At 69.1% G+C, this 23,861-nt stretch carries 27 protein-coding genes; 7 read left to right on the forward strand and 20 right to left on the reverse strand.

Annotated elements, in window-relative coordinates; all coding sequences use genetic code 11:
• Window positions 1-57 precede the first annotated feature (57 nt).
• Entirely contained in the window at window positions 58-804 is a 747-nt protein-coding gene (locus ACQ86G_RS11900) for a response regulator (RefSeq protein ID WP_431260747.1), read from the forward strand.
• A 21-nt stretch (window positions 805-825) separates the two neighbouring features.
• Here the strand turns inward: ACQ86G_RS11900 and ACQ86G_RS11905 are convergent, their stop codons facing one another.
• Together ACQ86G_RS11905 and ACQ86G_RS11910 are read right to left on the reverse strand one after the other, a co-directional pair.
• Entirely contained in the window at window positions 826-1,404 is a 579-nt protein-coding gene (locus tag ACQ86G_RS11905; RefSeq protein ID WP_431260748.1) for a thioredoxin family protein, read from the reverse strand.
• 126 nt (window positions 1,405-1,530) lie between these two features.
• Complete coding sequence (locus ACQ86G_RS11910) at window positions 1,531-2,181, reverse strand: TetR/AcrR family transcriptional regulator (RefSeq protein ID WP_431260749.1); 651 nt, start codon at window positions 2,179-2,181, stop codon at window positions 1,531-1,533.
• A gap of 91 nt (window positions 2,182-2,272) precedes the next feature.
• Here ACQ86G_RS11910 and ACQ86G_RS11915 point away from each other — a divergent pair, with 91 nt between their 5' ends.
• Window positions 2,273-2,635 carry a DUF3331 domain-containing protein gene (locus ACQ86G_RS11915; protein ID WP_431260750.1) on the forward strand — a complete coding sequence of 121 codons (363 nt, stop codon included), beginning with the start codon at window positions 2,273-2,275 and terminating at the stop codon, window positions 2,633-2,635.
• A 35-nt stretch (window positions 2,636-2,670) separates the two neighbouring features.
• Here the strand turns inward: ACQ86G_RS11915 and ACQ86G_RS11920 are convergent, their stop codons facing one another.
• The 8 genes from ACQ86G_RS11920 to ACQ86G_RS11955 form a co-directional block, all read right to left on the reverse strand.
• Window positions 2,671-3,603, reverse strand: coding sequence for an ACP S-malonyltransferase (locus ACQ86G_RS11920; RefSeq protein ID WP_431260751.1), 933 nt, complete (start codon window positions 3,601-3,603; stop codon window positions 2,671-2,673).
• Entirely contained in the window at window positions 3,600-4,544 is a 945-nt protein-coding gene (gene mdcB, locus ACQ86G_RS11925; RefSeq protein ID WP_431260752.1) for a triphosphoribosyl-dephospho-CoA synthase MdcB, read from the reverse strand. Before mdcB ends, ACQ86G_RS11920 begins: the two co-directional genes overlap by 4 nt.
• On the reverse strand, window positions 4,541-5,221 hold the full coding sequence (mdcG, locus tag ACQ86G_RS11930) for a malonate decarboxylase holo-[acyl-carrier-protein] synthase (RefSeq protein ID WP_431260753.1): 681 nt from the start codon (window positions 5,219-5,221) through the stop codon (window positions 4,541-4,543). Before mdcG ends, mdcB begins: the two co-directional genes overlap by 4 nt.
• Window positions 5,222-5,243: 22 nt before the next feature.
• Window positions 5,244-5,945, reverse strand: coding sequence for a biotin-independent malonate decarboxylase subunit gamma (locus ACQ86G_RS11935; RefSeq protein ID WP_431260754.1), 702 nt, complete (start codon window positions 5,943-5,945; stop codon window positions 5,244-5,246).
• Window positions 5,946-5,988: 43 nt separating this feature from the next.
• Window positions 5,989-6,972, reverse strand: coding sequence for a biotin-independent malonate decarboxylase subunit beta (locus ACQ86G_RS11940; RefSeq protein WP_431260755.1), 984 nt, complete (start codon window positions 6,970-6,972; stop codon window positions 5,989-5,991).
• Window positions 6,969-7,292 (reverse strand): malonate decarboxylase acyl carrier protein, encoded by a 324-nt coding sequence (gene mdcC, locus ACQ86G_RS11945; protein WP_431260756.1) that lies wholly within the window; start codon window positions 7,290-7,292, stop codon window positions 6,969-6,971. Before mdcC ends, ACQ86G_RS11940 begins: the two co-directional genes overlap by 4 nt.
• A 37-nt stretch (window positions 7,293-7,329) precedes the next feature.
• Window positions 7,330-9,009 carry a malonate decarboxylase subunit alpha gene (gene mdcA / locus ACQ86G_RS11950; protein ID WP_431260757.1) on the reverse strand — a complete coding sequence of 560 codons (1,680 nt, stop codon included), beginning with the start codon at window positions 9,007-9,009 and terminating at the stop codon, window positions 7,330-7,332.
• Window positions 9,010-9,140: 131 nt separating this feature from the next.
• A complete protein-coding gene (locus ACQ86G_RS11955) occupies window positions 9,141-10,055 on the reverse strand; it encodes a LysR substrate-binding domain-containing protein (RefSeq protein WP_431260758.1) in 915 nt (304 codons plus the stop codon).
• 282 nt (window positions 10,056-10,337) lie between these two features.
• On the opposite strand from ACQ86G_RS11955, the gene ACQ86G_RS11960 reads away from it, so the two are divergent.
• Entirely contained in the window at window positions 10,338-11,186 is an 849-nt protein-coding gene (locus ACQ86G_RS11960) for a hypothetical protein (RefSeq protein ID WP_431260759.1), read from the forward strand.
• A gap of 1 nt (window position 11,187) precedes the next feature.
• Window positions 11,188-11,790, forward strand: coding sequence for a DUF4411 family protein (locus tag ACQ86G_RS11965; protein ID WP_431260760.1), 603 nt, complete (start codon window positions 11,188-11,190; stop codon window positions 11,788-11,790).
• Here ACQ86G_RS11965 and ACQ86G_RS11970 read toward each other — a convergent pair.
• The 9 genes from ACQ86G_RS11970 to ACQ86G_RS12010 all read right to left on the reverse strand — a co-directional run bounded on the left by ACQ86G_RS11970 (window position 11,748) and on the right by ACQ86G_RS12010 (window position 20,167).
• Entirely contained in the window at window positions 11,748-12,611 is an 864-nt protein-coding gene (locus tag ACQ86G_RS11970) for a HEAT repeat domain-containing protein (RefSeq protein ID WP_431260761.1), read from the reverse strand. The two genes, ACQ86G_RS11965 and ACQ86G_RS11970, sit on opposite strands and share 43 nt — an antisense overlap.
• A gap of 75 nt (window positions 12,612-12,686) precedes the next feature.
• A complete protein-coding gene (locus tag ACQ86G_RS11975; RefSeq protein WP_431260762.1) occupies window positions 12,687-14,390 on the reverse strand; it encodes a TonB-dependent receptor plug domain-containing protein in 1,704 nt (567 codons plus the stop codon).
• Window positions 14,302-14,919 carry a TonB-dependent receptor plug domain-containing protein gene (locus ACQ86G_RS11980; RefSeq protein ID WP_431260763.1) on the reverse strand — a complete coding sequence of 206 codons (618 nt, stop codon included), beginning with the start codon at window positions 14,917-14,919 and terminating at the stop codon, window positions 14,302-14,304. Before ACQ86G_RS11980 ends, ACQ86G_RS11975 begins: the two co-directional genes overlap by 89 nt.
• Before the next feature lie 89 nt (window positions 14,920-15,008).
• A complete protein-coding gene (locus ACQ86G_RS11985) occupies window positions 15,009-15,146 on the reverse strand; it encodes a hypothetical protein (protein WP_431260764.1) in 138 nt (45 codons plus the stop codon).
• A gap of 57 nt (window positions 15,147-15,203) precedes the next feature.
• Entirely contained in the window at window positions 15,204-15,371 is a 168-nt protein-coding gene (locus ACQ86G_RS11990; RefSeq protein WP_431260765.1) for a hypothetical protein, read from the reverse strand.
• Between the two features lie 12 nt (window positions 15,372-15,383).
• Window positions 15,384-15,782: a glutaredoxin family protein gene (locus ACQ86G_RS11995; protein ID WP_431260766.1), complete on the reverse strand. Its 399-nt coding sequence runs from the start codon at window positions 15,780-15,782 to the stop codon at window positions 15,384-15,386.
• 166 nt (window positions 15,783-15,948) lie between these two features.
• The gene (locus tag ACQ86G_RS12000) at window positions 15,949-17,271 is read right to left on the reverse strand and encodes a nitrate/sulfonate/bicarbonate ABC transporter ATP-binding protein (RefSeq protein WP_431260767.1); all 1,323 of its coding nucleotides are present in this window, start codon (window positions 17,269-17,271) and stop codon (window positions 15,949-15,951) included.
• Window positions 17,272-17,309: 38 nt separating this feature from the next.
• Window positions 17,310-19,037, reverse strand: coding sequence for an ABC transporter permease (locus ACQ86G_RS12005; RefSeq protein WP_431260768.1), 1,728 nt, complete (start codon window positions 19,035-19,037; stop codon window positions 17,310-17,312).
• 230 nt (window positions 19,038-19,267) lie between these two features.
• Window positions 19,268-20,167 carry a LysR substrate-binding domain-containing protein gene (locus ACQ86G_RS12010; RefSeq protein ID WP_431260769.1) on the reverse strand — a complete coding sequence of 300 codons (900 nt, stop codon included), beginning with the start codon at window positions 20,165-20,167 and terminating at the stop codon, window positions 19,268-19,270.
• Between the two features lie 169 nt (window positions 20,168-20,336).
• Here ACQ86G_RS12010 and phnX point away from each other — a divergent pair, with 169 nt between their 5' ends.
• The 3 genes from phnX (at window position 20,337) to ACQ86G_RS12025 (ending at window position 22,980) form a co-directional block, all read left to right on the forward strand.
• Entirely contained in the window at window positions 20,337-21,200 is an 864-nt protein-coding gene (gene phnX, locus ACQ86G_RS12015; protein WP_431260770.1) for a phosphonoacetaldehyde hydrolase, read from the forward strand.
• Between the two features lie 67 nt (window positions 21,201-21,267).
• On the forward strand, window positions 21,268-21,909 hold the full coding sequence (locus ACQ86G_RS12020) for a glutathione S-transferase family protein (protein ID WP_431260771.1): 642 nt from the start codon (window positions 21,268-21,270) through the stop codon (window positions 21,907-21,909).
• A 159-nt stretch (window positions 21,910-22,068) separates the two neighbouring features.
• Window positions 22,069-22,980 carry a 2-hydroxyacid dehydrogenase gene (locus ACQ86G_RS12025; protein WP_431261388.1) on the forward strand — a complete coding sequence of 304 codons (912 nt, stop codon included), beginning with the start codon at window positions 22,069-22,071 and terminating at the stop codon, window positions 22,978-22,980.
• On the opposite strand, the gene ACQ86G_RS12030 is transcribed toward ACQ86G_RS12025, so the two are convergent.
• Complete coding sequence (locus tag ACQ86G_RS12030) at window positions 22,967-23,854, reverse strand: aldo/keto reductase family oxidoreductase (RefSeq protein WP_431260772.1); 888 nt, start codon at window positions 23,852-23,854, stop codon at window positions 22,967-22,969. The genes ACQ86G_RS12025 and ACQ86G_RS12030 overlap by 14 nt on opposite strands.
• Window positions 23,855-23,861: the final 7 nt, after the last annotated feature.

The raw sequence follows: 23,861 nt of genomic DNA on the forward strand, positions 1-23,861 counted from the left end.
AGACACAACATTGCCTGTCCGTAACCCTGGCGGGGGCGTCGCCGGTACATTGCGCCCATGCAGACCACCGCGCCCACCCAGGATCATGTGCTGATCGTCGACGACGACCGCGAGATCCGCGAATTGCTCTCCACCTACCTGACCCGCAACGGCCTGAAGGTGACGGCCGTGCCGACCGGGCGGCACATGCGCATCGCGATGGAGACCGGCACGCCGGTGGACCTGGTCATCCTGGACCTGATGCTGCCGGGCGAGGACGGCCTGTCGCTGTGCCGCGACCTGCGGGCGGGCAAGCACAAGGCGACGCCGGTGATCATGCTGACGGCGCGCGGCGATGAAGCCGATCGCATCCTCGGCCTGGAGATGGGCGCCGACGACTACCTGGCCAAGCCGTTCGCGGCGCGCGAACTGCTGGCGCGGATCAAGTCGGTGCTGCGGCGCGCGCGCATGCTGCCGCCCAACATGCGCTCGACCGACGAGTCGCCGCGGCTGGCCTTCGGCGAGTGGGTGCTCGACACCATCGAGCGTCATCTGGTCGACCAGCAGGGGACGGTGGTGCCGCTCAGCGGCGCGGAGTACCGGCTGCTGCGCGTGTTCCTCGACCATCCGCAGCGGGTGCTGAGCCGCGATCAGCTGCTCAGTCTCACGCAGGGCCGCGAGGCCGAGCTCTTCGAGCGCTCGATCGACCTGCTGGTCAGCCGCATCCGGCAGCGGCTGCGCGACGACGCGCGCGAGCCGAAGTACCTCAAGACCGTGCGCAGCGAAGGCTACGTCCTGTCGATGGCAGTAGAGGGCCGCGACTGAGCGTCGCGCCCTCACCATCGATCAACCCTGCTGCTTCAGCAACGCCTGGATCTGCGCTTCGGTCTGCTGGTACGCACCTTCTCCGAAGTGCGTGTAGACGATCTTCCCCTGCTTGTCGACGAGGTACAGCGCCGGCCAGTAGCGGTTGCTGTAGCTCTTCCAGGTCTTGAAGTCGTTGTCCTGCGCGACGGCGTGGCGGATGCCCAGACGGGCGATCGCGTCCTTGAGTCCGGCGGTGGAACGCTCCTCGTCGTACTCCGGCGAATGCACGCCGACGACCACCAGGCCCTGGTCCTTGTACTTCTCGTGCCAGGCCTTCACGTAGGGCAGCTGGTTCAGACAGTTGACGCAGGTGTAGGTCCAGAAGTCCACCAGCACGACCTTGCCGCGCAGCTCGTCGATCTTCAGCGGCGGGCTGTTGATCCAGTGGTCGATGCCAGTGAACGCCGGTGCCGGTTTCCCGGCCATGCCGGTGCTGCCGAAGAGCGAGGCCGCCGCCGCGTCCGAGGCCATCGGCGGCAGCGCGAGCACCACGGCCGCCACGGCGGAAGCGCCGGCGATCAGCAGCGGGAAGAGGGCGCGTCGGGTGGTCGGTGACATCGGGGATCCTTTCCATTCCTGCAGCGGTCTGCTGCGATGGAACGGATTCTTCGAGGACCGGCCGATCCGCGATACGGGTTTCGTATGCCTGTGTATCCCGCCTGGGAAGGAAAGACGATCCGATGCTCAGCGCAACAGGTGCAGCGTGATGCCCGTCAGCTCGCGCTTGAACCGCGCCGGATCGTCCGGCAGCGTCGAGACCGTGCGCATCACATGCGCATAGGCCACCGTCTTGCTGATGCCGTTCATCAGCACCGAGAACAGCAGCGCCGGCTCGCAGCGGTGCAGCTCGCCGGCGTCCATCGCATCGCTGAACAGCGGCAGGCAGACATCGTGGAAGGGTCGCACGATCGCGTCGACCAGCACGTTGAGCCGCTCGCCTTCCTCGGTCGCGGCGGTCGAGAAGAAGATGCCGATGTCCGGGTGCTCGAACACGCGGTCGATGAACGACAGCATGCACTGCTCGACGCGCTGCCGCGGCCCCAGCGCGACGTCGGTGCGCAAGGCGAGGGCCGTCTGCAGCATCGGGTCCATCAGCACCTTGATCTGCTCGACCACCGCCAGCCACAGCGCTTCCTTCGATCCGAAGTGATGCGCGATCAGCGCCGGGTCCACGTCGGCCTGGCGCGCGATCTCGCGCACGCTGGCGGCTTCGTAGCCGCGCAGCGCGAAGATCCGCCGGGCCGTGCGCAGCAGGTTGTCCGCGCCTTGTGCACAGTCCGCGCTCGGCCGCCCGCGCCTTCGCGGCGCCCCGCCCGCCTTCGGGGTTTTGTTCATCGAGCGCCCCGCCTTTGCTATATTCATCACGCGTTGAATTATTTCAGGCTTTGACCCGGGATTGTCCGGCGGATGAGAAAGGCGGTATCGCATGTACAGGGATCTCGCAAGCGATCCGTCCCGGGACGGCTGGCTGCGCACGGTGGCGTGGCTGGGGAACGGCGGCGTGCCCGATGCGCCCCGGCCCGCCGCCCCCCGGCAGCTCAAGGCCGCGCCCACCATCCACGTGCTCGATCGACCGACGCCGCGGACGGCGGCCATCTCCTGGTCCGACCCGGGCGCCTGCCACTACGGTTATCAGATCTGGGACATGGTGCCGTCCAAGCGCGACGGTGTCTGCGTGCTCACCGGTTCCACCATCCGCATCGGTGAAATGATCTACACGCCGCGCGTCGATGAACCGTCGCCCATCAATGCCGGCGAGATGATCGCGGCCGCATACGTCGACGCCTGAAGCCGACGCCGGAAGGAGCGCCCACGCCGTGCGTCTCAGGCGGCGCAGCGACCGATCCACGCCAGCACGCCGTCGAGCGTGCGGAACTCGTCGGCGGAGCGCGCCGGAATCGCCGGATGGCGCTGCTGCCAGAGCTTCGCGAGCGCCTGGCCGCCGCCGATCTCCAGCACACAGGACGGCCCGCGCGCGGCGAGCTGATCCATGACCTCATCCCATCGCACCGTGTGGTCGATCTGATGCGCGAGCCCGGTGCGCGCCTGGTCGGCGGACCAGACGCGATTGCCGTCGCTGTCGAAGAGGGGCGAGGTCGGCTCGTCCATGGGGGTGCTCGACAGCGCCGACGCGAACGCCTGCGCCGCTGGACGCATCAGCGGCGTATGCGACGCCACGGAGACGGCCAGCCGCGTGCAGCGTGCGCCGCGCGCAGCCAGCGCGGCTTCAACGACCCCGACGGCATCGAGCGACGGGTCGTCCAGCGGTCCGCCGATCACGACGGAGTCGTCCCCGTTGCGGATGGCGATGCTCACGGGCGTTCCGAGCAGGACGGCTTCGACCACCGTTGCGGCCAGGCCCGTCACGCCGAGAAGACCGCCCGGGCGCGAGCGGCTCGCCTCGTCCATGAATGCCGCTCGCTGCGCCGCGAGTCGGATCGTGTGCGCGGCATCGATCACGCCCGCCGCCGCGCACGCGGCGAGCTCGCCGACGCTATAGCCGGCGATGCCGTCGATCTCGATCGAAGCGACGCCCAGGCGTGAGGCGATCTGCGACCACGCGGCCAACGCGGTCGTGGTGATCAGCACCTGCGCATTCGCGTTGGTGCGTGCCCAGGCAGGATCGGCGAGCGCGCTGCGCCAGTCCGGGACGCCGAGGCGATGATTCAAGGTCGACAGCGTCGCGCCGTCGCCCAACCACGGCAGCATCGCGGAATGCTGGTTGCCCTGTCCGCTGAAGACGACGGCGACGCTCACGGCAGTGCGAGGAATGCCTGCCCACTGACGACGCCGCGTTCGTCGCGTTCGCCGGGCGGGACGGACAGGGCGGACGTCTCGATCCCACCGAGCCGATCGATCCGGTCGATTCCTTCGGTCGCCTCGATCGCACCGATCCGCCGCATCCAGCATGTGGCGGCCAGCATGTCGGCGGATCCTCCGGGCGACAGACGACGGGCTTCGAAGTCGACGGCGATCGCCTCGGCGCGGGCGATGGCGTCGGCATCCGCGGCGCCGCCGCGTTCGATGAACTGGCGCGCCGCCCGTTGAGCGAAGCGGAGGCCGTCGAGACCGCCGCGATGCGCGAGGTTGCTGTCGTCCAGCGTGGCCATGAGATGGAACAGGGTGTCGAACTGCGCGCGTTCGAGCGACAGCCCGCGCGCGATCGCCGACCGCATCGCCGGAACCGCTGTCTCGAAGACGGCGGGGAAGCCGTATGCGGCCTCCTCGGACGCGCTGCGCAGGCCCAGCCGGCGTGCGGCGATGCCGCCCGGCAGGGTCGAGGGCCGGGACGCCCGTCGATGGAGCGCCTCACCCCATCGCTCGATGAGCGTCGCGCGCAATGCCTCGGGCGTCGGGCGCCGTCTCCCCGCAGCGATGGCACCGGCGGACGCGCACAGCAACCCCAGCAGGAAGATCGCGCCACGGTGCGTGTTGACGCCGCCCGTGGCCTCGAGCATCCGGGCCTCGGCGGCGATGCCGGCGCGTTCGAGTTCGTGGAACTCCGCCCCGGTCGCACCGAGCTGGGCAATGCGGACGAAGTACGGACGCAGCGACGAGATGCTGCGCAGGAAGGTCTGCGCATCCATGTCGCGGTGACTGCCGTTGCTGGTGAACGTGACCAGGCCGGGTTTGGGCGACAAGGCCAGCTCGTCGTGGAGCGCGGCCGTCGCTGCGCGGCCGATGTCGTGGGCGTTCATGCCGCCGCCTTGACGTCCCGGACGATCTCGCCGAGATCCGTGACGAGCCGACTGCCGCCGATGGACTTCACCAGGATCGAACGCACCCCGCCGGCGCGCCAGGTGAGCCACTCGCGCCACGACACGGCGTTGTCACCTTCGAAGACGAGTTCGCCGTCGAGCCGCAGTCCCGGAATCTCCGCGGCCGCCATCAGCGTGGCGACCTGATCGGCCTGGTCGGCGTCGGTCACGCCGATCCACAGGTCAGCATCGGAATCGGCCCGCACGTGGACCATCGTCGACAGGGCCTGCCAGCCGTAGCTGCCGTAGACGCGCGGCTGGACGCCGCAGGCGGACGCCGCGCGGCACAGGACGTCCCATGCGGCGCGGGCTGGCGCGGGCAGCAGCCTGGACACGGTGCGCGCGGCAGGGAATTCGTCGAAGAACATCACCTCGTGGCGCGCGACGCTCACGCCGATGCGACGCGATTCCCAGCGCAAGGGCGCGGACATTCCCATCGCGATCAGGGCTGGATCGCCGCCTGCGTCGCAGCGCTGCTGCGTCACCACCAGCGGCAGTCCGCGCGAGGCCCACAGCGTGAGGCAGTCGCGCTCGACGGGGTCGCGCGCGATCGTGCGCAGCCGCTCCCACGCCGCAGGCGTCAGGTGCACGAGCTGATGGCGGTGCAGGCGGGCCATGGCGATGTTCCGGTCCGGAGACTCACGCGGCGTCGAGCACGCGCTGCATCACGGCCGCCGCGAGCTGGCGACCGCCGCGTTCGGCGCCGTCGATGGCGCGGCGGTCCTCGGCGGGCGCATCGGCCAGCGCCTGACGCAGGGCCGCCTGCAGATCGCCGGACCAGAGCCGGCGCACACCGCCCATCGCGACGTAGTTGTCGACGCCGGGCGCGAAGACGGGATTCGTCTCGGACAACGCGGTGAGCATCTCTTCCGGCAGCTTCGTCACGCGTGACATCGCCGGGATGCGCATCACGCGGATCTCGGCCTCGGGCAGCGCGTCGCAGGCGTCGGCGATCAGGCCCGAGGTGATGAAGCCGCCCGACAAGGCTTGGTCGTAGACCAGCCCCAGCACGCGATGTCCGCGCCGGCGCGCCAGGTCGATCGTCATGCCCAGGTGCGCCATCGCGCGGTTGATGCCGAGCAGCTCGTCGCGCCGCCGCAGCTGCTGGCCCTGCGTATCGATGAGCAGCAGGATCGGCCGCCCCGGATGGCGGGTGAGCGTGTCCAGCACCACGCGCGCCTGGGCCAGCGCGAGTCGCACGCCGATCGGCGCGTGGCCGGTCGTGCCGACGACGGTCAGCGGCTCGCCATCGAGTTCGACCGTGCCGTGCAGGAAATCGCCCTCCAGCGTCAGCCCGTCGTCGGTGCCGAACAGCGTCGCGGTCAATGTCTTCCAGTCCATCTTCGGAACTCCTTCGAGGCTAGTCGGCCCAGCCGTTCAACGTTCAACCGTTCAACCGATCCACGGTCCGTGGCGCGGCGGCGAGCGTGCGCAGGGGCACGACCTGGTCGACGTCCAGGTCCGGAACCCGCTCGGCCTGCGTCACGCCAAGCCGCGTCCAGAGGGCCTGTGCGTCATCTCCGGTGACGGTGGTGTCGAGCAGCGACAGCCGATGGGCGAGCAGGGCATGCTCGGTCTCCAGGGCATCGATCGTGACGGGACGCGAGGTGGGCAGAGCGTCCATCGCGGCGATGGCGGCGCGGCGGAAGGCAGCGACGTCGTCCTCGACGAGTGCGTCGCAGTCGCCGCTCAGCCAGCGATGCTTGCCGCCGGTGGTGCGCCAGACCAGCGCGCGGTCGCGGGCGTCGAACTCCTCGACGCCGTGGGACGCCTCGATGACCTCGGGACCGGACATCGCGAGCCGGCCGAGGTCGCTCATGACGACGAAGTCGGTGCAGCGCGCCACGATGCCCGTGCCGCCGAAGCAGCCGTTGGCCGCGCCGATCAGCGCGATCACCGGGATGCCGGCGTCGCGGACATCCAGTACCGCGCGCATGACCTCGGACACGGCGATCAGGCCCGCATTGGCCTCATGCAATCGCACGCCGCCGGAATCGAGCAGCAGCAACACGGCGGCGGGACGGTCGCGCAGCGCGCGGTGAAGCAGGCCGACGAGCTTCGCGCCGTGGACTTCGCCGACGCCGCCGCCCATGAAGGCGCCTTCCTGCGCCGCCACGAAGATCGGCCGACCATCGAGCCGGGCCCGGCCGATGGCGACGCCGTCATCGAAGGCGGAGGGCACGCCGAGCTGCGCCAGATGCGGGCTCATGACACGCGCCTGCGGCGGCAGCCATTCGTGGAAGCTGCCCGGGTCGAGCAGCAGCGCCAACCGCTCGCGCGCCGAGCACTCGGCATAGGAGAGGGCGCGTGGATCGACGGCCGCCGCCGGGCTGCCGGCGACGGATCCGGGGGCGGTGGCGCCCGTCATGGCTGCAGCTCCTGCACCGCCTGGTCGAGCCGCAGGCTGACGACCGCCGGCGTGGCGCCCATGTCGTTGATGGAGACGCGCACGCCGGCGAGGTCGTGCCGGCGATGGAAGTCGTCCAGCACGGCCTGCCAGATCGGCGCGAAGCCGCGCGCGGAGGTCTGGACGCGGACCGCGCAGTCGCCGCCGGCCTCCGGCTCGAGCATCACCTCGAGGTTGCCGGAGCCGACGACACCGACCAGCACCGGCGCGAAGGCGCCCGGCGCGTGCGAGCCGGCGAAGCGGAAGTCCAGGGTTTCGAGACCCGGTGGGAGGGGTGTCATGGGGTGTCTCTCGGGTTGTCTTGCGTCGCGCGGCGGCTCACCAGTTGCGGAAGCGCTTCGGCGGCTGGTACAGCCCGCCGGAGGCGCGCACCAGGTCGCGCATGCCGCGGGCGGCCAGCAGGTTGCGGGTGGCGTCGCGGGGGTCGATGCCGAGGTCTTCCGGGCGCCTGATCACGCCGCGGTCGCGCAGGTTCTCCACGGCGCGGCGGTCGCGGCCCAGGCCGACGGCGGTGTAGCCGGCGACACCGCGGATCGCCTGCTCGCGTTCCTCGTCGCTGCGGCACAGCAGCAGGTTGGCGATGCCTTCCTCGGTGAGGACGTGCGTGACGTCGTCGCCGTAGATCATGATCGGCGGCAGGTCCATGCCGGCCTGGCGTTGCAGCTCCCAGGCGTCGAGGCGGTCGACGAAGGCGGGCTGCATGTGCTCGCGGAAGGTCTCGACCATCTGCACGACCAGTTTGCGGCCGCGCGGCGTGGCGGCGGCGCCGGTGAGATGGCCCCGCGCCTCCTCGCCCGCCTTCATCCAGGCGGGGCTGGCGTGGCGGCGGCCGCGCGCGTCGGCGCCCATGTTGGGCGCGCCGCCGAAGCCGGCGATGCGGCCCAGCGTCGCCGTCGAGCTGTTGCCCATCAGGTCCATCTGCAACGTCGAGCCGATGAACAGGTCGCAGGCGTAGTGCCCGGCCGCCTGGCTGAACGCGCGGTTGCTGCGCAGGCTGCCGTCGGGACCGGTGAAGAACACGTCGGAGCGGGCGCGGATGTAGTCCTCCATGCCGAGCTCGGAGCCGAACGAATGGATCGATTCGACCCAGCCCGCCTCGATCGCCGGGATCAGCGCCGGATGCGGGTTCAGCGCCCAGTGGCGGCAGATCTTGCCCTTGAGCCCGAGCGACTCGCCGTAGGTCGGCAGCAGCAGCTCGATCGCGGCGGTGTCGAAGCCGATGCCGTGGTTCAGGCGCTGCACGCCGTACTCGGCATAGATGCCCTTGATGGCCATCATCGCCATCAGCACCTGGATCTCGCTGATCTGCGCGGGGTCGCGGGTGAACAGCGGTTCGATGACATTGGGCGTCGGCGCGCGCACGACGAAGTCGACCCAGTCGGCGGGCACGTCGACACGGGGCAGGGTGGTGCCGTCGGGCACCAGCTCGTTGACCTGCGCGATGACGATGCCGCCGGAGAACGCCGTCGCCTCGACGATCGCGGGCGTGTCCTCGGTGTTGGGGCCGGTGTAGAGGTTGCCGTGGGCGTCGGCGGCGTGCGCGGCGATCAGCGAGACCTTGGGCGTCAGGTCGACGAAGTAGCGCGCGAACAGCTCCAGGTAGGTGTGGATCGCGCCGATCTTCAGCCGGCCGGCGGACAGCAGCTTGGCCAGGCGCGCGCCCTGCGGGCCGGAGAAGCTGAAGTCGAGCAGCCCGGCGATGCCGCGCTCGAAGACGTCCAGGTGTTCGGGCAGCGCGAGCACGGACTGGACCATGTGCAGGTCGTGGACGCGGCCCGGGTCGAGCCGCACCAGCGCCTTGGCCAGGAAGTCGGCCTGCTTCTGGTTGTTGCCTTCGAGGCAGACGCGGTCGCCGGGCTTGAGCACGGCGTGGAGCAGGTCGACGATCGCGTCGGTGTCGACATGCCGGCCGGCCAGGCGCGTGCCGAGCGCGTCGCGGGCCGCGGCGAGCCGGGCGGCGCGGTCGCGGGCCTTGGTGTCCATGGGGATGCGGTCCATGGAGACGGAAGTTACGGGCGAGGCGGCGCCCGATCAATCAACCGGCTCGCGGGACGCTTACGGGGAGCGGAACGGTTGTTCCGTGAAGGTCGGCCGCCGCTCCGGGGATACCCGCAGACGTGGCCGTCGGCTCAGTGGCCGCCGAGCTTCAGCGTCCGGCTGGCCGCCAGCAGCGCGAGCAGGTTGGGGTCGCGCTCCCGGGTGCGCAGGAAACACAACGCGATGGTCTGGCGCACCGCGTAGCGCTCCTGGAGCGGGATGAGCCGCACGCTGGGCGGCAGCACGCCGCGCACGCGCCCGGGGAGCAGGGTGCAGCCGATGCCGCCGCCGACCAGGTTCATCAGCGAGAAGATGTCGTTGGTCTTCATCACGATCTGCGGCTCGAAGCCGGCGATGCGGAAGGCGTCGACGAAGCGGTTGTAGGTGACGAAGCCTTCCTGCAGGCTGACGAAGCGCTCCTCGACGCAGTCGCGCAGGTCGATGCTGTCCAGCCCGGCGTAGGGCGACTGGGCGGGGGCGGCGAAGAAGATGTCGTCCTCGAAGAGGGCGTGGGTCTCGAGTTCCGGCGCGGCCTCGGGCTGGCCCATGACGGCGGCGTCGATGGTGCCGTCGCGCAGGCGTTGGGTGAGGTCGGAGTTGGAGCCGAGGATGAGTTCCGCCTGCACGTCCGGCTTGCGCGCCTTGAGCGCCATGATCATCGACGGCACGGTGCCGCTGGTCAGCGAGTAGAGCGAGCCGATGCGGATGCGTTCCGCGCCGTAGCCGGCGATGGCGCGCGTGGCGTTGATGCCCTCGTCCATGCGCTGGAGGATCTCGCGGGCGACGTCGGCCAGCGCGTGGGCGGCGTCGGTGGGCTGCAGGTTGCGGCCCTCGAGCCGGAAGAGCGCGCAGCGCGTGCCGGCCTCCAGCGAATGCAGCGCGCGGTGCACGCTGACGGCGCTGGTGCCCAGCCGCTCCGCGGCGCGCGCGAGGCTGCCGCTCTCCAGGAACGTGATCAGGATCTCGAGCTTGCGGAAGGTGATCTCTTCGCTGATGCGGGGGAGCATGGAACGCGACGTCGGGAGTCGGAGAAGACATCCATTGTGCGGGCATCGAATGATGACGACAGATTCGCGTAGGGACGGACCGACGAAGATCGCCTGACGGCGATCAACAGTCTCTGCGACGAACGCCACACGGGTCGATTTCTCTGACTGATTAAAGGGGCGGTCCTCGCTCAGATCACGCATCGATGGCGGCGCACCCCTTCATCTGCCGTCGGCGCTGCGCACGCATCTACCAACGAATTGAGGATCGCGTTGCGGGGCGAGGCGCAGTGCAATGAGCCCATGCAGCAAACAATCCTGAAGGGCCCATCGCAGCGGGTGGCCCACGAGCAGCCGATGCACCCGCCGCGACCGTTTTTTGATCCGGAGATCCCGACACCTGTCCAACGGCTCCCGCGTCCCTGGCGCCTGCTGGTTCATCCGTTCGAGGTGCGCCAGGAGTGGTACCAGGAGTATCTGGTAGAGCTCGGCGAGGATCCGCTCCCGGTCGTTGGCAGCGTGACGGTGAACGGGGCTCCGCACATCGCGGCGGCGTCGATCGTGGCGTTCCTTGGAAGTCGCGGAAGGACCCGCCTCTGGCCCGAACCGCGGAATCACCTGGTCGACGTCGTCGTCGACATGGCGGAGGCCGCCGGCATTCTCGTGATGACCAGCCCCTGGGGCAGGGTGGGCGAAGTCGGGCCGCCCGACGTGGGGGAGGTGCTGGGTCTCACGCTCGCTCACCCTCTGGCACCCGTGATCGTTCTCAGCGAGCGGCAGGGCAAGGACGATCAACTCGTGACGCTCGCCAGGCACCTCGCCCTGGTGTGGCTCGGGCAGTCGGGTGTCAGCGCCGCGGCTTCTCCCGTCGGCGGCGACGACAGCGTGCTGCGCTTCTGCGACCTGGTCGCAAGGGAGGTGGTCGCCGGGCTTCGTCGTCATGGGGCCATGAACAAACTGGTCGTCCCCTCGATGCCATCCATCGAGGGCTGGCTGGCCGTGGCCACCCGGTCCAGCCGCACCTTCACCCGGGCGCTGATCTGCAACACCGGGGGAACGTCGACGACCTTCATGTCGGCGTTCCGGATGCTCGGCATCCATTCCGCCGACGTGTTCGACGCGATCGGCCGATCCCTTGATCTGGAGGTCTGAGATGGCCTATCTGCTGGATGCGAATGTATTCCTGGAAGCCAGGAAAACCTACTATGGAATGGATTTCTGTCCTGCCTTCTGGCGATGGCTGACGGTCAGCCAGGCGGATGGCCAAGTGTTCAGCGTCACCCAGGTGCGCGACGAGTTGACGGATGACGGCATCGTGCCGTGGGTTGCCGCGCAGTCCCCCGGCTTCTTCTTGTCCGAGGATGAGTCCGTGGCCATGGCCATTCATGTGGTCACGCAATGGGCCAACAGGCAGCCGCTGCTCGATCCTGTGATCCTCGAGTTCATGGACTCGGCGGACATGTATCTCGTGGTCCACGGGCTCGCACATGGACACACGGTCGTGACATTGGAAAAGTCGGCCAAGGACTCCAAGAAGAGGATCAAGATCCCCGACGTCTGCGACGCCCTTGGCGTGCGCTGCATCGAACCGCACGTGATGCTGCGCGAACTTCAGGCCCGCTTCGTCCTCGGCGCGATCCACGAGCCCTACGAAGGCGCGAACCTCGCGAGGATCTCGAGGGACGAACCGCCGAGACCCGCAGCCGCGGACGTTCAGGAATCGCTGCTGCGGTCGGTGCCCACCGGCACGGCGTGATTCGAGCAGGCCGCCAATGCTTCATCCAGGTGGGCTTGCCAGATCGCGGTCCACGAACGCGGTGCGGACCGGGAGAGCGTCTGCAGCGGCTCGATCAGACGCGGATCGGCGAGCGCCTCTGCGGCGTCCAGTTCGTACAGGTGGCACTCCGGCGTGAGCTGCGTGATCAGTACCTCGACGATGTCGTGATCACCCCGACGAGCGAGCCCCACCAAAGCCTCTCCACGGACATCCTCGTCCCGGTCCCGCAGGTTCCGACGCAAGGCCTCGCGGATCTCCGGCGTGTCGTCGTCGCGCAGCGTGCCGAGGCCGAAGGTGGCCCAGTCCCGCACTTCGTCGGACGGGTCCGAGGCCAGGCGGATGAGCCCCTCGATCGCCTCCGGCTCCTCGTAGGACCCGAGCGCCACCGCGACCTGCCACCGCATCTTGCTGTCCGGATGCGTCGACAGGCGGAGCAGTCCCTGGACGCTCGCGCCATGCGGCCGTTGCCCGAGGCCTGCGACCGCGGCACGGACCACGTCGTGATGCGGATCGGACAAGCCTCGCAGCAGGAGCTGCTGCGTCTCCTGTTCGGCGAAGAGGACGTCGCGGCCATGCTCCCGCCGCGTCAGCTGCGCGGCGATCGACAGCGCGACCGCGCGCCGGCGGACTCGCGGGCTGTCGCTCAGCGCCGCGATGCGGGCCAGCAGCGCCGGAGATCCTCGCCGCTGCAGGACCTCGACTGCGCGCCATCCTTCCTGCGCGTGCCAATGCCGCAGCGCATGGCGCAGCAGACGCTCGACGCTGTAGGACTTCAACCGGTTGCGGGCGATGCGTTTCATCGGAGTCGGACTCGTGGACGCGAACACGCGAAGTCCCGACTCTACCCATTGCGCCGCGATCGACGTGGGTCGTCCTCAGACCTTCATCTCGAGGAGTACCGTCAAGGTGGGCGCCGTGTCCCTGCGCGTCCACACGCTACCGTCCTGGCGCGCCCCGACGCCGAAGACATCGGCCCGATCGGCATCCCGCGCCAGCAGGTTGCTGGCGCCGAGCCGGAACTTGGCGGTCGGACTGATCGTCCAGGAGGCCTGCGCCGACAGATCCTGGCGACGCCCTTGATACAGGCGCCGATCCACGGCGGTCCGATACCAGAGCCCGGGCGTCCAGCTCGCGTCCACCGACAGCTCCATCGGCATCGAGCGCAACTTGTACTTGCCGCCGAGTTTCGCGGACCAGGGCGACTGGTCCGCCATGCGGTTGTCCGGTCCGGGCACCGTGTCCAGCCGCGACCGCGCGACCGTCACGCCGGCGCGCAGCTCCACCTTGGGGAGCGCCTCCGACACGTCCGCCAAGGCGATCCGGGCGTCCAGGCCGACGCCGGACGTGCGCGCCGTGCCCAGGTTCTCCGGACGGATGAGGTACCGCGGCACGGCGGCCCAGGGCACCGCCTGCAGGCCGACCACTTCGCCCATCACGTCCTTCAGCCGCCGCTCGAAGACGTCGAGGCTGATCAGCGTGTCCTTGCCGACGGACTGCTCATAGGTCGCGGTGACGCCGACGGACCGCTCGGGACGCAGGTCGGGATTGCCCGAGAGGTCCGCATGCGTCACCTCGTTCGGTCCGCAGGCGACGGGCGAGCACGGCGCGAGTGGATGGATCGTCGGGCGCTGCGTGAGCTGCTCGACCTCCGGCGCGCGGAAGGAGCGGGCCAGGGAGAGGCGCAGACGCCTGGCACCGGCATCGTCGAGCTTGTGCGCGACATGCAGCGACGGCGACGCCACGCGATAGGTCGAGATCGACGACAGGGGGCCCTCCTCGATGCGGAGGCGGCGCCATTCGGCGCTGACGCCGGCGGTCGCCGCCCATCGACGGGAGATCGTCCATTCATCCTGGATGAAGGCGCTGTGCCGGGGACCGCGCAGGTCCTGCGTGGCCCCGAAAGGCGTGGACGCCGGATCGGGCGCCCCGTCGATGGTCGCGACCAGGTCGTTGCGGTAGACCAGTCGTCCCAGGTTCACGCCGAGCTTCAATGCATGGGCGTCGCCGACGTTGGGCGTCAGGTCGACGCGCAGCACGTCGACGTCCTGCCGGTCGAGCCGGGCCGCGTCACGGAGCAGGGCTGCGCCGGCAGCCGGCTCCAGGAGATCGAGCCGCGACGACTGGCGCCGGACCCGGTTGCGGGATGGCGATGCATCGATTTCCAGCTGGCTGCCGCAGGCCGTCTCGTGTCGCCAGTTGAGCGGGAGGGAGACCAGGGTCATGCGTGCCCGCGCGCGCTCCCGCGCATCGGGCAGGCGTCCGGATCCGGCACCCGGCTCGTGGCGCTCGTCGGCGTCCGAGGAGGTGCGCCAGGACAGGACCGAGGGGGACACGGTGAACTGGTCCGACGCCGACAGCTTGTAGACCAGCGTGCTGCCCAGCGTGAGCTGGGTGCGCCCATCGTCGCGACGGGTGTCCGCCGCATCGGACGTCGCCAGCGGCCCGCCGTCCGACGCGGCGATGCGCGTGACGGTCCGCTGATGGAGGTCTTCATCCCGCTTGCGCAGCGAGGAGACGGCTGGAGAGGGTCCAGGACGCCTCCGGCGGGCGCCAGGTGTCGGACCAGGCGACGTTCGCATCGGCCACCGCGGGGCCGAGCACGCCGCCGAGCCGGACGGCGGCGCTCGGCTTGCGGTCCACGCGGCGGCTGACGATGTTGATCGTGCCGGCGATGCCGAAGGGGCCGAATTCGGCCAGGGATCCCTTCACGATCTCGATGCGCTCGACATGGACGAGGTCGGTCTCCATCGGGCTGCGGCCGGGCAGCGGCGGCTTCCCATCGATCAGCACCTGGGTGTAGCCGGGCAGGCCGAGCAGGCCGAGCTGACCGTTCGCGCCGATCGTCACCGAAGGCTCGCGTTTGAGGAGGTCCTGGACTGAGGTCTGTCCGCTGTCCTCGATCGTGCGTCGCGAGATCACGATCTTGCCGGCGACGAAGTCGCGGCGGCGCTGCGTGTCCGTCGCCGCGGCACCGTCCACCTCCACCCGTTCAAGCGTCGCGGCGGCCGGTCGCGCTTGCGCCAAAGCCTGACCTTGCGACACCAGAAGGGCGCCGACAGCGATCGCGGTCGAGGAGAAAGACGGGGCGGCGAAGTACGTCTTGGGCATGCGTCGACGGAGACTCGTCCAAGGGGAACGGAAACGCAAATGGGGCACGGAGAGTCCGTGCCCCGCAGCGGGCGAGCAGCCCGGGATGCTCAGTCCGAGCAGATCTCGGCGCAGTCGTCGCTGGCGATCTTCTTGCCGAGGCAGCGCGCCATGCAGCCGATGGCGTCCGCGTACGTCGCGGTGGCGATGGCCGAGAACGCGAACATGACGATGATTTTCTTGATCATGATTTCCCTGTTTGATTGGCTTTTGGTTTATCGGGAGCGTGCGAGACGTTCACTCGTTCACTTCTTGTACTGGCAGACGTACTCGCACTTCTCTCGATCTTTCACTCGCTCCATGCACTTCTCGAAGCACACTTTCGGATCGAATTCTGCACAGGCCAGTCCGAATGAACTGGCCAGGGTGATGAAGGTCGTCGCCAAGACGACCTTTCTGAATCCTGGAATCATTGCGTTGTCCTTTCAATGAATCGCGGCGACCAGATCGTCCAGGCGCTGCTGCTTGTAGCCGACGATCAAGGTGTCGCGGGTCACGAAGACAGGCACGCTGTCCTGGCGCAGGCGCTCCCACTCGGCGCGGGCCTCCGCGGACTGGTCGATGATCAGGTCGTTGAAGGGTATGCCCCGTTCACGCAGGTGTTCACGCGCCGACCGGCAGGCGGGACAGGTGGAGGAGCCATACAGGGACAGTGGCTGCGGCTTGGCGCGCAAGTACTCGCTGTAGTCGCCGGAGACGGGGCGGTTGAGGTACTCGCGATAGGCGAATGCGGCCAGCTTGCCGGCCGGAACGGCAAGCGCCAGGATGACGCCGATCAGCAATAGCTCCGCCAGCAGCCGGACCCATTTCGGTCGGCTCTTCATTGACAAGTTCATTGCACTCCCTGAATCGATTCAAGAATGACATCGATGTCGATCGAGTCATTCGTTTGATCATTCGTTCTGCTTTTTTCGAATCTGAAGTTCGAATGAAGTGCAGTATAGAAACTATTCGCGCGATGTCCGGATCAAATGAGTGGCGGATGTGCGCTCAGCGCGCGAGTTCCTCGTCGCCTGTGGGCAAGCGCAGCGCCCCGGTGTTGTAGTCGTACTCGAACACCTCGCCGTGCCGTGCCCAGGTCACCGCCGTCTGCAGCACCGCATCGGCCTCGGTGTCGTCGAGGTGCTCGCTCAACAGTCTCAGCACCGGCTTGTCCGGCATCTCCCCGCTGGGCTCCTGCTCCAGGCTGTGCCGGATGTGCGCGATCAGCGGCACGTGGGCCATCAGCTGCTGGCCGAAGAGGTCGCGCCGCAGCCCGTGCGTGCCCTCGACGTAGCGCCGCCCCAGCGGCGTCAGCTGCAGGTCGCCGCTGTCGAGCTGCGCCAGCCCCAGCAGCGCCAGCGCGTGCGCGACCGGCAGCAGTTCCGAGTCCGGCAGCCCGGCCTCCTCGCACAGCTGCGGCAGGTCCGCCCGGCCGTCGAAGGGCGGTTCCGTGAGCAGCTCCAGCAGGCCGTCCATCCGCGCCACGTCCGCCGCGGGCAGGCGCTCGGCCAGCGGCGCCGGCGCCGTCGCGGCGTCGACGGTGCCCGCGGCGCGCGGCGGCCTGGCCGCGCCCGCCGTCATCAGCGCATAGACCTCGTCGATCAGCGCGCGCACGTCGGCGCTCTCCGGATCGCGCGGCCGAGGCAGCTGCACCGCCAGCTGGCAGCGGATCCGACCCGGATCGCTCGCGAAGATCAGCACGCGGTCGGCCATCATCACGGCCTCCTCGATGTTGTGCGACACCACCAGCATCGCCCGCGTCGGCATGTGCCCGCCGTCCCACAGCTCGAGGATGTCCTCGCGCAGCCGCTCGCCGGTGAGCACGTCCAGGGCCGAGAACGCCTCGTCCATCAGCAGCACGTCCGGCTCGGTCACCAGCGCCCGCGCGATGCCGACCCGCTGACGCATGCCACCGGACAGCTCGCGCGGGAGCGCGCCCTCGAAGCCGCTCAGCCCGATCAGCGCGATCGCCGCCTCGGCCTTGGCCTCGCGCTCGGCCTTGGCCACGCCGCGTGCCTCCAGGCCGAGTTCGACGTTCTGCTGCACCGTCAGCCACGGGAACAGCGCGAAGGACTGGAACACCATGCTGATGCCCCGCGCCGGCCCGGACAGCGGCTGCCCGCGATAGCGGACCTGGCCCGCGTCGGCCGGCACCAGCCCGGCCATGATCCGCAGCAGCGTGCTCTTGCCCGAGCCCGACTGGCCCAGCAGCGCGACGATCTCGCCTTCGCGCAGGTTGAAGTCGACGTCCGCCAGCACGGGACGCGGATGACCGTCGGCCGAGCGGAAACGCTTGCCCACGCCGTGGAGTTCGATGATGGATGCGGTCATGCCGGTCTCCTCACAGATCGCAGTTCAAAGATCACCGTTCACAGGTGCATGCGGTCTTCGGCCAGCCGGTACAGCCGGCGCCAGACGAAGTGGTTCAGGCCCATCACGAAGATGCACATCACGCCGATGCCCAGCGCGATCCGCGGGAAATCGCCCCGGGCGGTCATCTCCGCGATGTAGCTGCCCAGGCCGTGGGCCTTGAGCGTGGTGTCGCCCCAGGAGACGTACTCGGCCACGATGCTCGCGTTCCACGAGCCGCCGCTGGCGGTGATCGCGCCGGTGACGAAGCTCGGGAACACCGCCGGCAGCAGGTAGCGTCGCCATTTGAGCCAGCCGCTCAGGCCCAGGTTGCGGGCGGCGTGACGCAGCTCCGCGGGGATGTTGGATGCGCCCGCGATGACGTTGAACAGCAGGTACCACTGCGTGCCGAAGATCATCAGCGGCGACAGCCACACGTCCGGGTTGAGCTTCCAGCGCACGATCAGCACGACGGCCACCGGGAACAGCAGGTTCGCCGGGAACGCCGCCAGGAACTGCGCCACCGCCTGCAGCCGGCCGGACCAGCGCGGATTCATGCCGATCCAGATGCCGACCGGCACCCACACCAGCGCGGCCAGCGCGATCAGCACGAGCACGCGGACCAGCGTCAGCAGGCCCAGCCCGAAGACATGGCCGGCTTCGGACCAGCCGACCTCGGTGTGGACGAAGCGGATCAGGTGATACAGCGCCACCATCACCGCGGCGGCGACCACCGCGTCCCAGGCGCGTGTCCAGGTGGCGCTGGCGATGCGCGGGCGGGCGCGGATCGAGGTGCCGTCGTGATGCCGCCGGAACCACACCAGGCTGCCTTCGAGCCGATCGACCAGCCAGGCCGCCGAACGCCGTGTCAGCGAGGTGCGGCGCAGCCAGTTCAGCATCCACGAGTTGGGCGCCGTGTCGGTGCCGCTGTCCTCGAAGCGGAACTTGTCCGCCCACGCGACCAGCGGCCGGAACACCAGCTGGTCGTAGAGCAGGATGCCCACGAGCATCGCGACGATCGCCCAGCCGATCGCGCCCAGGTCGCGGGCCTCGATCGCCATCGCGATGTAGGAGCCGACGCCGGGCAGCTTGATGCTCTGGTCGGAGACCGAGATCGCCTCCGACGCGACGACGAAGAACCAGCCGCCGGACATCGACATCATCATGTTCCACAGCAGGCCCGGCATCGCGTAGGGCAGCTCCAGCCGCCAGAAACGCTGCCAGCCCGAGAGCTGGAACACGCGCGCCGCCTCGTCGAGTTCCGACGGCACCGTGCGAAGCGACTGGTACAGGCTGAAGGCCATGTTCCAGGCCTGCGAGGTGAAGATCGCGAAGATCGCCGCGCACTCGACACCAAGCAGGTTGCCGGGGAACAGCGCGATGAAGCCGGTCACCGTGATCGACAGGAAACCCAGGATCGGGATCGACTGGAGGATGTCGAGCATCGGCACCAGCACCTTCTCGGCGGCCCGCACCTTCGCGGCGAGCACCGCGAAAACCGCGCTGAAGAGCAGCGCCAGCACCATCGCCGCCAGCATCCGCAGGTTGGTGCGCAGCAGGTAGTAAGGCAGGTGGGACGGATCCAGCGACAACGGCAGCGGATCGCCCAGCGCGAACGGACGCGCCATCTGCGCGGCGCCGTAGGCCAGCAGCACCAGCATCGCCAGCACCAGCGGCAGCAGCGCCCAGTCCCAGCGGTTGGTGCCCGCCTCGACGACAGGACGGGGGAAGAATTGGCGGCGGTCCATGAGCTTGCCTTCTTTTTCTGCATGGATTCCAGAGGACAGACGGCCTCCAAGGCCCCCCGCGCGAAGGTGCGCAGGATGCCTGTGACGCCCTTCAGAAACCTGTCCGGTTTCTGAGGGGAATCTGTCCTCGGGAGACCGCCCACCTGAGTCGGGTGAGCGTTGGCCGCGAGGTCGCAGGGCCCCGGAGTCAGGCTCCGAAACCCTGCGACCTCCCGTCCCCCATCGTCGCCCTACTGCAGCGGATTTGCTACCGAGGACCGTGGGACATTCTTGAGGGCCGTGGCAGTGTCGAAGAAGGACGTGAGCAGCAAGCTGTCCCGACGCTCCTTGAGGCAGTAGATGTGCGTCTCGGTGCAGGCCGGGTCGCCATCGATGCGCACCGGACGGAAACGGGCGTCGGGAATGAACTCCGCCTCGGAGACGACACCGATGCCGATGCCGCGCGCGGCCGCCTCCCGCAACGCCTCGCGGCTGCCGATCTCCATCGCGACCCGCGGCGCGATGCCGGCCTGCCGCAGCGCCGATTCGAGCGCGCGGCGCGTGCTCGATCCGTCCTCGCGTTGCAGCAGCGGCTGGTTCTCCAAGGCCTGCAACGGCACGCTCTCATGCCGCGCGAACGGATGATCGAGATGCACGAACAGGATGATCGCGTGCCGCGCGTAGGCCATCGTCTCGAAGCCCGGCGCGTCATGGAATCGCGCCAGCACGCCGACGTCGATCACATAGTTCTCCAGGTCCCCGAACACCTGCGCCGAGTTGCCCAGCCGGATCGACACGTCCACCTTCGGATACCGCTGGCGGTACGCGTCCACCATCTCGATGACGTGGAACGGACCGACCGCACCGAGCTTGAGCTGGCCGCGCGTGAGTTCGCCGCAGTCGTGCAGCAGGTTGTAGGCCTCGACCTCGAGCGCGGCCAGCTGCCGCGCAATGGGCAGCAACTGGTGGCCGACGCTGGTCAGCTCGATGCGGTGACCGCGCCGATGGAAGAGCTCCACCTTGTGCTGCTGCTCCAGTCCCTGGACCTGGGTGGTCAAAGTCGGTTGCGACAGCCCGAGCGCCCGCGCCGCGGCGCTGAAGCTGCCGTGGCGGGCGACGGCGAGGAAGGCGCGGAGCTTGGCAGCGGACATATAGAGGCTCTCGATGGCTGGGAGCGATCCGCGCATCGTCGATCAATGGAATGACGGTCCTGTGACCGTGGTGGGCGGATCAACCATAGATCGCATCGATGGTTGGCCAATGAATTCCATATCGAATCGATGAATCGGGTGTCACATTGAACTTCCAGAATCCTTCCGCATGAACACGCTCATTCCGCCTCCCGCCGTGATACACCACCACCTCGTGCCTCTGCGGGTCCGGCATCTCCAGGCGGTCATCTTCGACTGGGCCGGCACGCTGGTCGATCACGGCTCGCTGGCCCCGACGCAGATCTTCGTCGACGCGTTCGCGACCTTCGGCATCACGCTGACGCTGGCCGAGGCGCGCGGCCCGATGGGCCTGTCCAAGCGCGACCACATCCGCACGCTGCTCGAGGACGCGTCGCTGCAGGCGCAATGGCAGGCGCGCTTCGGTCGTCCGTCGACTGCCGCCGACATCGACGCGATCTACGAGTGCTTCATGCCGATGCAGATCGAGAAGGTCGGACGTTACTCGCAGCCGATTCCTGGCGCGGTCGAACTGCTGGCCGCGCTGCGTCGCGCGGGGCTGAAGATCGGCTCGTGCTCCGGGTATCCGCGCCAGGTGCTGGACGTCCTGCTGCCTCAGGCATTGGCCGACGGGATCGAGGCGGACCACGTCGTCGCCGGCGACGAACTGGCGGCCGGCGGGCGGCCGGGCCCGTTCATGGCGCTCGCGAACGTGCTGGCGCTCGGCATCGGCGACGTGCGCGCCTGCGTGAAGGTCGACGACACGACGCCTGGCATCGAGGAAGGCCGCCGCGCCGGCATGTGGACGGTCGGGTTGAGCCTGTCGGGCAACGAGACCGGACTGACCTTGACGCAGCTGCAGGCGCTGTCGGATGCGGAAGTCGTGGCCAAGCGCGACTTCGCCGCGCAGCGTCTGACCGCCGCCGGTGCGCATCTGGTGATCGACTCGGTCGCGCAACTGTCCCAGGCACTCGTCGAGATCGACGCGCGGATGGCGCGCGGCGAGCGGCCTTGAACTGCACGCATTGACGCTCCCGGAGGCTTGCCCTCCAATGTGCGCTTCCTTCTTCGGGACGCAGGACATGGGTTGGACTCTCTTCGGATCGGCTGCCTCCGGCTCGACGGCGGTGGAGGCGGCGTTGACCTTGCTCGGCATCGAGGTCGATCTCATTGAGGGCGCGACCTGGGAGGCGGAGGCCGCCCGGGTGCGCGTCGGCGCGGCCAACCCGATGCGGCAGATCCCGACGCTGGTCGACGACGACGGCCGCGTGATGACCGAGAGCGCCGCCATCCTGATCCATCTGGCCGACACGCATCCGCAGGCGCGGCTCGCGCCGGCGGTCGACGATCCGCAGCGCGCGGAGTTCCTGCGCTGGATGGTGTTCGTGTCGTCGGCGATCTACTCGCTGCACTGGATCAAGCCGGACGTGACCCGCATCGGCGCCCGGCCCGATCAGCGCGACCAGGTCGTGGACGCGGTCCACGATCGCATCGCGTTCTGCTGGGGCGTCATGGACGCGCAGATGAAGCCGGGGCGATACCTGCTCGGGGACGAGCTTTCCGTCCTCGACCTGTATGTGGCGGTGGTGTCGCGCTTCGGCCCGTGGCGCGAGCGCTTCTACGAGGTCGCGCCGACGATGTCGACGGTCGTCCGCAGGGTCGACGCCGATCCTCGGCTGCAGGACTTCTGGGCGGCGCGCTTTCCGCCCGACGGCGAGGACTGACGCCGCGCCCCGTGCGAAGCGCGTGCGCGCCCTCGCGGCCATGCGGGATGTCGCTCCTATCATCGACGGCGAACTCCCTGACTCCATGAGGTCGCCGTGTCCGCCAACCCTTCGTCCGCCAGTCCCTCGTCCGGATCTCCCCGCCGACTGCTCGTCCTGATGCCGACGGCGGAAGAACACCTGTCGCAGTTCCGCGCGCGTTATGACGTGATCTACGCGCCGACGCCGGAGACGCGAGCGAAGGCCGTCGCCGAACACGGCGCCGACATCGAGATCGTCCTCACCATCGGCGCCGTCGGCCTGCGCGCCGACGAGATCGACGCGATGCCCAAGCTCCGCGCCGCCGCGGCGCAGGGCGCCGGCTATGAGGCCATCGACCTCGCGGCCGCCAAGGCCCGCGGCCTCACGCTGTGGAACGGCGCGGGCACCAACGATTCATGCGTCGCCGACCATGCGATGGCGCTGCTGCTCGCTTCCGTGCGCGCGCTGCCGCAGCAGGAGCAGGCGCTGCGCGCCGGTCTGTGGCGCGACGTGCTGCCGCTGCGTCCCAGCGTCAACGGCCGCAGGCTCGGCATCCTCGGCATGGGCACGATCGGGCTGCGCATCGCCAGGCGCGCGCTGGCCTTCGACATGGAAGTCGGTTATCACAACCGCCGCGAGCGCAACGATTCGCAGGGCTGCCAGTACTTCGGCTCGGCGCTCGACCTGGCGCAGTGGGCGGACTTCCTCATCGTGGCGGCGCCCGGCGGTCCGACCACCAGGCACATCGTCAACGCCGAGGTGCTGAAGGCGCTTGGTCCGCAAGGCCACGTTGTCAACATCGCCCGCGGTAGCCTGGTCGACACCGCCGCACTGGCCGCGGCACTGTCCGCCGGCGAACTCGGCGGTGCCGCGCTCGATGTCTACGAGTCGGAGCCCAAGCCGCCGGAGGCGCTGCTCGGCTTCCCGAACGTGATCCTCACGCCGCACATCGCCGGCTGGTCGCCCGAGTCCGTGCAGGCCACGGTCGACCTGTTCCTGGAGAACGCCCGCCGCTGGGAAGCCGGTGAGCCGGTGCTCACCCCGCTGTGATCGTCATCGCATCGAGCCGGCGCACGGCGTCGGCGGGCAGCGTCAGCGAAGCGGCTTGAAGGTTCTGCCGCAGGTGGTCGAGCGACGAGGTGCCCGGGATGAGCACCAGGTTGGGCGAGCGCTGAAGCAGCCAGGCCAGCGCCACCTGCATCGACGTGGCGCCGAGCTCGGCGGCGACGGCCGACAGCGTTTCCGACTGCAGCGGCGAGAAGCCGCCAAGCGGGAAGAACGGGACGAAGGCCACGCCTTCCCCGGCCAGCTGATCGAGCAGTGCATCGTCGTTGCGGTGCGCCAGGTTGTACTGGTTCTGCACGCAGACGATGTCGACGATCTTGCGGGCGTCCGCGACCTGACGCGCCGTCACGTTGCTCAGTCCGATGTGGCGGATCAGGCCCTGCCGCTGAAGCTCGGCCAGCGCGGTCACCTGAGGTTCCAGCGAGCCTTCCGCCGGACCATGCACGTCCAGCATGCTGCGCAGGTTCACGACGTCGAGCGCGTCCAGGCCCAGGTGGCGGAGGTTGTCGTGGACCTGCTGCGTCAGCGCCTCGGCCGACTGCGCGGGCTGCCAGGAGGCATCCTCGCCGCGTCGGGCACCGACCTTGGTGACGATCGTGAGGTCGTCGCGATACGGATGGAGCGCTTCTCGAATGATCTGGTTGGTGACGTGCGGGCCGTAGAAGTCGCTGGTGTCGATGTGATCGACACCCAGCGCGATGGCCTCGCGCAACACGGCGACGGCCGCCGCGCGGTCCTTGGGCGGACCGAAGACGCCGGGACCGGCCAGTTGCATCGCGCCATAGCCGACGCGCGCGACCGTGCGGCTGCCGAGCTTGAACGCGCCGGCCTGATCGCGGAGGAGGGAAGTGCTGCTCATGGGGTGT

Source organism: Roseateles chitinivorans (assembly GCF_050632145.1).
GTDB lineage: Bacteria > Pseudomonadota > Gammaproteobacteria > Burkholderiales > Burkholderiaceae_C > Roseateles > Roseateles chitinivorans_B.

Bases quoted from the DNA above. Each gene is read 5' to 3' on its own strand.
- ACQ86G_RS11900 (WP_431260747.1), top strand. From the start codon at position 58: ATGCAGACCACCGCGCCCACCCAGGATCATGTGCTGATCGTCGACGAC.
- ACQ86G_RS11905 (WP_431260748.1), bottom strand. From the start codon at position 1,404: ATGTCACCGACCACCCGACGCGCCCTCTTCCCGCTGCTGATCGCCGGC.
- ACQ86G_RS11910 (WP_431260749.1), bottom strand. From the start codon at position 2,181: ATGAACAAAACCCCGAAGGCGGGCGGGGCGCCGCGAAGGCGCGGGCGG.
- ACQ86G_RS11915 (WP_431260750.1), top strand. From the start codon at position 2,273: ATGTACAGGGATCTCGCAAGCGATCCGTCCCGGGACGGCTGGCTGCGC.
- mdcB (WP_431260752.1), bottom strand. From the start codon at position 4,544: ATGAACGCCCACGACATCGGCCGCGCAGCGACGGCCGCGCTCCACGAC.
- mdcG (WP_431260753.1), bottom strand. From the start codon at position 5,221: ATGGCCCGCCTGCACCGCCATCAGCTCGTGCACCTGACGCCTGCGGCG.
- ACQ86G_RS11935 (WP_431260754.1), bottom strand. From the start codon at position 5,945: ATGGACTGGAAGACATTGACCGCGACGCTGTTCGGCACCGACGACGGG.
- ACQ86G_RS11940 (WP_431260755.1), bottom strand. From the start codon at position 6,972: ATGACGGGCGCCACCGCCCCCGGATCCGTCGCCGGCAGCCCGGCGGCG.
- mdcC (WP_431260756.1), bottom strand. From the start codon at position 7,292: ATGACACCCCTCCCACCGGGTCTCGAAACCCTGGACTTCCGCTTCGCC.
- mdcA (WP_431260757.1), bottom strand. From the start codon at position 9,009: ATGGACCGCATCCCCATGGACACCAAGGCCCGCGACCGCGCCGCCCGG.
- ACQ86G_RS11955 (WP_431260758.1), bottom strand. From the start codon at position 10,055: ATGCTCCCCCGCATCAGCGAAGAGATCACCTTCCGCAAGCTCGAGATC.
- ACQ86G_RS11960 (WP_431260759.1), top strand. From the start codon at position 10,338: ATGCAGCAAACAATCCTGAAGGGCCCATCGCAGCGGGTGGCCCACGAG.
- ACQ86G_RS11965 (WP_431260760.1), top strand. From the start codon at position 11,188: ATGGCCTATCTGCTGGATGCGAATGTATTCCTGGAAGCCAGGAAAACC.
- ACQ86G_RS11970 (WP_431260761.1), bottom strand. From the start codon at position 12,611: ATGAAACGCATCGCCCGCAACCGGTTGAAGTCCTACAGCGTCGAGCGT.
- ACQ86G_RS11975 (WP_431260762.1), bottom strand. From the start codon at position 14,390: ATGCGAACGTCGCCTGGTCCGACACCTGGCGCCCGCCGGAGGCGTCCT.
- ACQ86G_RS11980 (WP_431260763.1), bottom strand. From the start codon at position 14,919: ATGCCCAAGACGTACTTCGCCGCCCCGTCTTTCTCCTCGACCGCGATC.
- ACQ86G_RS11985 (WP_431260764.1), bottom strand. From the start codon at position 15,146: ATGATCAAGAAAATCATCGTCATGTTCGCGTTCTCGGCCATCGCCACC.
- ACQ86G_RS11990 (WP_431260765.1), bottom strand. From the start codon at position 15,371: ATGATTCCAGGATTCAGAAAGGTCGTCTTGGCGACGACCTTCATCACC.
- ACQ86G_RS11995 (WP_431260766.1), bottom strand. From the start codon at position 15,782: ATGAAGAGCCGACCGAAATGGGTCCGGCTGCTGGCGGAGCTATTGCTG.
- ACQ86G_RS12000 (WP_431260767.1), bottom strand. From the start codon at position 17,271: ATGACCGCATCCATCATCGAACTCCACGGCGTGGGCAAGCGTTTCCGC.
- ACQ86G_RS12005 (WP_431260768.1), bottom strand. From the start codon at position 19,037: ATGGACCGCCGCCAATTCTTCCCCCGTCCTGTCGTCGAGGCGGGCACC.
- ACQ86G_RS12010 (WP_431260769.1), bottom strand. From the start codon at position 20,167: ATGTCCGCTGCCAAGCTCCGCGCCTTCCTCGCCGTCGCCCGCCACGGC.
- phnX (WP_431260770.1), top strand. From the start codon at position 20,337: ATGAACACGCTCATTCCGCCTCCCGCCGTGATACACCACCACCTCGTG.
- ACQ86G_RS12020 (WP_431260771.1), top strand. From the start codon at position 21,268: ATGGGTTGGACTCTCTTCGGATCGGCTGCCTCCGGCTCGACGGCGGTG.
- ACQ86G_RS12025 (WP_431261388.1), top strand. From the start codon at position 22,069: ATGCCGACGGCGGAAGAACACCTGTCGCAGTTCCGCGCGCGTTATGAC.
- ACQ86G_RS12030 (WP_431260772.1), bottom strand. From the start codon at position 23,854: ATGAGCAGCACTTCCCTCCTCCGCGATCAGGCCGGCGCGTTCAAGCTC.